The following is a 6,000-nucleotide window of genomic DNA, read 5'->3' as shown; positions in this document are numbered from 1 at the left end:
ACCCAACCCTCCCCCCTTGCAAAGGGAGGGATTCAACAGTCGGAAAATTCATCGTCTTAAGTTTCGGATACATCCATGGCCCTCGTCCTCACCGAAGAACAATCCATGCTGCGCGACAGTGCGCGCGGCCTCATCAGCGACAAGGCGCCGGTGGCGCATCTGCGGTCCTTGCGCGATGCCAAGGATGCCACCGGCTTCTCGCGCGATCTCTGGAAGACCTTTGCGGAGATGGGCTTCGCCGGCCTCCTGGTGCCGGACCAGTTTGGCGGCAGCGGGCTCGGATGCGTCGAGGCCGGCATCGTCATGGAGGAGATCGGCCGCACCTTGATGCCGTCGCCGTTCCTCGCGACCTCGGTGCTCGCCGCCTCGGCGCTGTCGCGCGGCGGCAGCGAGGCGCAGAAGGCGCAGCGTCTGCCCAAAATCGCCGACGGCTCGCTGCTGGCGGCGCTCGCGATCGATGAGGGCGCCAAGCATCGTCCGCTGCAGACGAAGTTGCAGGCCACGCGCTCCGGCAACGGCTTCAAGCTGTCGGGCGACAAAGCCTTCGTTGTCGACGGCCACACCGCCGATCTTCTGATCGTCGCCGCGCGCACGGCCGGCAGCGCCGGCGACAAGAACGGGCTGACGCTGTTCCTGGTCGATCCGAAGGCCAAGGGGCTCGCGGTCGAGCGCACCGCGATGGTCGATTCGCACAACGCGGCGCGCATCGTGTTCGACAATGTCGAGGTCAACGCCGACAGCGTGCTCGGCGAAGTCGATCAGGGCTTTGGGCTGCTCGAGGGCGTGCTCAATATCGGCCGCGGCGCGGTGGCGTCCGAAATGGTCGGCCTCTCCGACGAGGTGTTCGGCCGCACCGTGGCCTACCTGAAGGAGCGCAAGCAGTTCGGCAAGGCGATCGGCGAATTCCAGGCGCTGCAGCACCGTGCCGCCGAGCTCTATATCGATATCGAGATCACCCGCGCCGCAGTGCTAAAGGCGCTGCAGGCGCTCGATACGGATGCCGACAAGGCCGCAACCGCGGTCGCGGTGGCAAAAGCCCGCGCCGGCACCACGGCGACGCTGGCCGTGCAGGAGGGCGTGCAGATGCATGGCGGCATGGGCATGACCGACCAGTTCGACATCGGCTTCTTCATGAAGCGCGCCCGCGTCTGCCAGGAGCTGTTCGGCGACAGCAATTTTCACACCGACCAGCTGGCGAGCGGCAAGGGCTACTGAGCCGCCGCATCGTCGTTATCGCGCGCACTGTCATCGCCCGGCTCGACCGGGCGATCCGGTATTCCAGAGGCCGTTGTGCTTGAGCCGAGCAGCCGCGGCGTACTGGATCACCCGCTTTCGCGGGTGATGACAGCGGAGGATGCGGTGGCGGCTGGCCTAGCTGCGCGCCGTTACCGGATCGGCGGTGCGTACTGGACGCCGCCGGCGTTCCAGAGCTGGTTCATGCCGCGCGGGATCTTCAGCTTGGAGTCGGCGCCGACGTTGCGGTCGTAGACCTCGCCGTAATTGCCGACATGGCGGATGATGCGCACCGCCCAGTCCTTGGTCAGGCCGAGATCCTCGCCATAGGAGCCCTCGGTGCCGACCAGTCGCATCACCTCCGGCTTCTTCGACTTCAGCGCCTCGTCGATGTTCTTCGAGGTGATGCCGAGCTCTTCAGCGTTGATCATGGCGTACAGCGTCCACTTCACGATCATCATCCAGTCGTCGTCGCGCAAGCGTACCACCGGTGCCAGCGGCTCCTTGGAGATGATGTCGGCGAGGATCGTGTTGTCGCTCGGCTTGGCGAGGTTGAGCCGCAGCGCATAGAGCTGCGAGGCGTCCGATGTCAGCGTATCGCACTGGCCGGAGTTGTAGGCCTTCACGACGTCGTCCAGCTTGTCGAACTTCATCTCCGTGTACTTCATGTTGTTGGCACGGAAATAGTCGGCGAGATTGAGCTGCGTCGTGGTGTTGGCCTGCACGCAGACCTTGCTGCCGTTCAGGTCGAGCGCGGAATCGATGTTGCGCGAGCGCGGCAGCATGAAGCCCTGGCCGTCATAATAGGCGACCGCGGGGAAATAGAGGTCGTAATTGGTCTCGCGCGACATGCTCCAGGTGGAGTTGCGCGAGAGGATGTCGACCTTGCGGTTCTGCAGCTCCTTGAAGCGCTCGCTGGCGTCGAGCGGCACGAACTTCGCCTTCGACGGATCGTCGAAGATCGCCGACGCGACCGCGCGGCAGAAGTCGACGTCGAAGCCGGTCCAGTTGCCCTTGTCGTCCGGGATCGAGAAGCCCGGCAGGCCCTTGTTGACGCCGCACAGCACGTCGCCGCGGCGGACGGTGCGCTTCAGCGTGCGGGTGTCGTAGCGCTCATAGGTGATGGCGGCGGCCGCAACCAGCGCGGCGATCGCGAGCCCGATCGTCAGGCCGCCTCGAAATGTACGCATGGGTTCTCTCTCGCGAATGACCGGGGGGAAAGCGGGACGGATATCGAAGCAGGCTGAAGGCTACAGTTCGGGCTTCTGCCGGATGATCACCTTGGTGCCGACCGGAACGCGGTTGTAGAGATCGGCGACGTCGTTGTTGACCAGGCGGAAGCAGCCGGAGGACACGGCGGTGCCGATGGTGTCGGGCCGGTTGGTGCCGTGGATGCGGTAGACCGTGGTGCCGAGATACATCGCGCGTGCGCCGAGCGGATTGCCCGGGCCGCCCGCCATGAAGCGCGGCAGATAGGGCTGGCGCGCGATCATTTCCGGCGGCGGCACCCAGTCCGGCCACTCGGCCTTGCGGGTGATGCTCACGAGGCCCTGCCATTGAAAGCCTTCGCGGCCGACGCCGATGCCGTAGCGGAGCGCGCGGCCATTGCCCTGCACCAGGTAAAGGTGGCGCTCGGCCGTCGCGACGATGATGGTGCCCGGCGCTTCATTGGTCCGGTAATACACGACCTGCTTCTGCCACTCCGGGTCGAGCTCGTAGCCGTCGTCGGCGACAAGACCGGGCTCGTCGGCGTCCGGGCGGCTCTGGGCGAAGCCCTGCGACGTCGACAGCACGAGCGCGCCCGTCGCGATCAACATCCAGACCAGGTGACGAAGTTTCGTCATGCAAAGCTCTCCTTGTTGGCGCGCGGCCAAATGGCTGCTCCACCCGCAAATCAGGCAGCATCAAATCTCAGCGGCAGCTTGATGGCAAGCTTGGGACGGCATCACAGGTATATCCCTGTAATGCTTCTGTTTTTTGTCATTGATGGGCGCGGCACGTCAGACGGGCCGCCTCATTTCGGCGCGATCCAGAGTCGCAAGGCGAACGAGATCAGCGCCACGGTACCGACGCCGCCGAGCCACAGCGCCGCGAACCACAGCAGGCGCTGGCCGAGCGGCCGCTGATTCGGCGCTAGAGCCATTTCCGTTCCGATGGAATCGGAACGGGGCTCTAGATTCTCGTCCTGACGCGTTTTCTTGACGCGAACCGGGATCCACTTCGCTGGAAAACGCTCTGGTGGCATCAGTGGTATCCGTGGCCGGGGCGCACCTTGCCGCGGAACACCCAATAGGCCCAGGCGGTGTAGCCGAGGATCAGCGGCACCAGGATCGAGACGCCGACCAGCATGAAGATCTGGCTGTTGGCGGGCGCCGCCGCCTGCCAGATCGTGATGCTCTGCGGCACGATGTACGGATACATGCTGATGCCGAGCCCGGCATAGGACAGGGCGAACAGCGCCAGCGTCAGGAAGAACGGCTGGTGGTCGTTCTTGTCGCTGAGCGCGCGCAGCAGCAGCGCGGTGACGGCGGCGACCGCGATCGGCACCGGCGCGGTAAGGATGATGTTGGGCCAGGCGAACCAGCGCTGGGTGTACTGCACGCTGAGGAACGGCGTTGCGATGCTGACGGCGCCGATCGCGCAGAGCATCGCGATCAACAACATCCAGCTCAGATGGTAGGCGCGGTCGCGCAGCTCGCCCTCGGTCTTCATCACCAGCCAGGTCGCGCCGAGCAGCGCGTAGCCGATCACCAGCGCGACGCCGGTCAGGACGCTGAACGGCGTCAGCCAATCCCACCAGCCGCCGGCGTACTGACGTCCCTCGACATGGATGCCCTGCAGGATGGCGCCGAGCGCGATCCCCTGCGCCAGCGTCGCAAGCAGCGAGCCACCGGCGAAGGCGATATCCCATTTGTTGCGCGCCTTCTGGGTCCGCCAGCGGAATTCGAAGGCGACGCCGCGGAACACGAGGCCGAGCAGCATCGCGATCATCGGCGTGTAGAGCGCCGGCATCAGCACCGCATAGGCCAGCGGAAACGCCGCCATCATGCCGCCGCCGCCGAGCACCAGCCAGGTCTCGTTGCCGTCCCACACCGGCGCCACCGTATTCATGATGACGTCGCGATCGGTCTTTTGCGGAAACAGCGGAAACAGGATGCCGAGGCCGAGATCGAAACCGTCCATCACGACATAGACGAACACCGCAAAGGCGATAATGAAGGCCCAGATCGTGGCGAGATCGATCATCGCGCGCCCTCCACGGCAGCACCTGCCGCCGGCGTGATGCCGGCCGCGCGGGCGGGAAGATCTTTTGTCGGGCCCTGCTCGCCGGGATGCGGCGGCTGCGCCATCAGCCGCAGGATGTAGATCACGCCCGCGGTGAACACGGCGAAATAGACGATGATGAAGGCGATCAGCGACGAGCCCACCGCCGGCGCCGCCAACGGCGACGCTGAGTCCGCCGTGCGCAGCAGGCCATAGACCGTGAACGGTTGCCGCCCGGTCTCCGTGGTGATCCAGCCGGCGAGCACCGCGATGAAGCCGGCGGGGCCCATCAGGACCGCGAAGCGATGCAGCAGCGGCGATTGGTACATCATCCCCCGCCAACGCATCAAAAGGCTGAACAGGCCGAGCCCCATGATCAGGAAGCCGAGGCCGACCATGATGCGGAACGACCAGAAGGTGATCGGCACCGGCGGCCAGTTCTCACGCGGCACGGTGTCGAGGCCGGCCAGCGGCGCGTCGAGCGAATGCTTGAGGATCAGCGACGACAGCTTCGGCACCTCGATCGCATACTTCACCTTCGCCTCACGCTGGTCGGGCCAGCCGAACAGGATCAGCGGCGCGCCGTCCTTGTGGCTCTGATAATGGCCTTCCATCGCCATCACCTTGGCGGGCTGGTGCTCCAGCGTGTTGAGGCCGTGCTGGTCGCCGGCGAGGATCTGGATCGGCGCCACCAGCGTCGCCATCCACATCGCCATCGAGAACATCACGCGCGCTCCCGCCAGATGCTGGTCGCGCAGCAGATGCCAGGCACCGACCGCGCCGACCACCAGCGAGGTGGTGAGGTAGGCCGCCAGCACCATGTGCACGAGGCGATAGGGGAACGACGGATTGAAGATCACCTTGAGCCAGTCGGCGGCGACGAACTGGCCGTCGGCATTGACGGCATGGCCGGTCGGTGTCTGCATCCAGGAATTGGCCGACAGAATCCAGAACGCCGAGATCAGCGTGCCGATCGCGACCATCAGCGTCGCCACGAAGTGCAGCCTGGGGCCGACGCGTTCGAGCCCGAACAGCATCACGCCGAGGAAGCCGGCCTCGAGGAAGAACGCGGTCAGGACCTCATAGGCCATCATCGGGCCGATCACCGGCCCGGTCTTGTCGGCAAAGGCCGACCAGTTGGTGCCGAACTGGTAGGACATCACGATGCCCGAGACCACGCCCATGCCGAACGCGACCGCGAAGATCTTCAGCCAGTAATTGAACAGGTTGATGTAGACCTCGCGCTTGGTGGCAAGCCACAGCGCTTCCAGCACCGCGAGATAGCTCGCAAGCCCGATCGAGAATGCGGGAAACACGATGTGGAACGACATCGTGAAAGCGAATTGCGCGCGGGCGAGTACGACCGCATCCCAGCCTTCGAACATCACGCACCATCCATCGTCGACCTGGCGTGGACCTTACCACGTCAGCTGTGACGACAAAGAGGGCGGATTGTCCGACTAAGGCGGGTTGAGTTTGGCTGGATCGGCTTGGCGCGGTCCC

General features: G+C 65.1%; 6 protein-coding genes. 1 reads left to right on the top strand and 5 read right to left on the bottom strand.

Annotated features, from left to right (window positions below):
* Window positions 1-75: 75 nt before the first annotated feature.
* A complete protein-coding gene (locus AC1VNY_RS38240) occupies window positions 76-1,215 on the top strand; it encodes an acyl-CoA dehydrogenase family protein (RefSeq protein ID WP_482409035.1) in 1,140 nt (379 codons plus the stop codon).
* A 170-nt stretch (window positions 1,216-1,385) separates the two neighbouring features.
* Here AC1VNY_RS38240 and AC1VNY_RS38235 read toward each other — a convergent pair whose 3' ends face one another.
* From AC1VNY_RS38235 to AC1VNY_RS38215, 5 genes are all read right to left on the bottom strand, one after another.
* Complete coding sequence (locus AC1VNY_RS38235; RefSeq protein WP_482409034.1) at window positions 1,386-2,423, bottom strand: amino acid ABC transporter substrate-binding protein; 1,038 nt, start codon at window positions 2,421-2,423, stop codon at window positions 1,386-1,388.
* A gap of 60 nt (window positions 2,424-2,483) precedes the next feature.
* A complete protein-coding gene (locus AC1VNY_RS38230) occupies window positions 2,484-3,077 on the bottom strand; it encodes a L,D-transpeptidase (RefSeq protein WP_482409033.1) in 594 nt (197 codons plus the stop codon).
* Window positions 3,078-3,247: 170 nt separating this feature from the next.
* Window positions 3,248-3,376: a hypothetical protein gene (locus AC1VNY_RS38225; RefSeq protein WP_016848058.1), complete on the bottom strand. Its 129-nt coding sequence runs from the start codon at window positions 3,374-3,376 to the stop codon at window positions 3,248-3,250.
* 101 nt (window positions 3,377-3,477) lie between these two features.
* A complete protein-coding gene (gene cydB / locus AC1VNY_RS38220) occupies window positions 3,478-4,479 on the bottom strand; it encodes a cytochrome d ubiquinol oxidase subunit II (protein WP_283066935.1) in 1,002 nt (333 codons plus the stop codon).
* Window positions 4,476-5,882, bottom strand: a complete 1,407-nt coding sequence (locus tag AC1VNY_RS38215; protein WP_482409032.1) for a cytochrome ubiquinol oxidase subunit I — start codon at window positions 5,880-5,882, stop codon at window positions 4,476-4,478. Before AC1VNY_RS38215 ends, cydB begins: the two co-directional genes overlap by 4 nt.
* Window positions 5,883-6,000 lie beyond the last annotated feature (118 nt).

Source organism: Bradyrhizobium ferriligni (assembly GCF_056837965.1).
The sequence above is the reverse complement of the archived record's forward strand: the minus strand, read 5'-3'. Positions and strand labels throughout refer to the sequence as shown.